Here is a 586-nt window from a genome sequence, read left to right on the forward strand (position 1 = left end):
CTCCCTCAACTGAAGAACGCCTGTGGGCGACAACTGTCCGCTTGGGCGGATTGCATTTTCAGGCGGCAGCCCGAGTGCCAAGGAGTTGATTCAACAGAAGATCAGAGACGATGATAGCGAACGCGATGCCCGGCCCTTCGAGATGACTCGACGTGGCTCATCTGCTCTGCTCCCTCGAAACTGGACCGTTTGAAGCTGGAGTTTTCGGCTAACCTTCCCCGGCTGGGACAGGAGCTGAAAACGATGAAGGCATCGAAGTTCACGGACGGGCAGAAGGCGTTCATTCTGAAGCAGGGCGAGGAAGGCACATCAGTTGCCGAGATTTGTCGGAAGGTCGGGATCGGCCAGTCGACCTATTTCGCCTGGAAGAAGAAGTATGGCGGGCTGCTGCCCGATGAGATGCGCCGGCTCAAGCAGCTTGAGGACGAGAACGCGCGGTTGAAACGGATCGTGGCGGATCTGACGCTCGACCGGCAGGTGCTGCAGGACGTTGTTCGGCGAAAGCTCTGAAGCCGGAACGGTCGCGTGAACTGGTTCGCGGGATGTGCGCAGACTGGGCGGTCTCGATCCGCAGGGGTCACCATCA

Annotated in this window: 1 pseudogene; it reads left to right on the plus strand. The window is 59.2% G+C overall.

From position 1 onward, the window contains the following. Window positions 1-243: 243 nt before the first annotated feature. Window positions 244-586, plus strand: a pseudogene (locus IB235_RS24835) (transposase); the annotation flags it as partial.

Source organism: Paracoccus sp. PAR01, from assembly GCF_014851995.1.
GTDB lineage: Bacteria > Pseudomonadota > Alphaproteobacteria > Rhodobacterales > Rhodobacteraceae > Paracoccus > Paracoccus litorisediminis.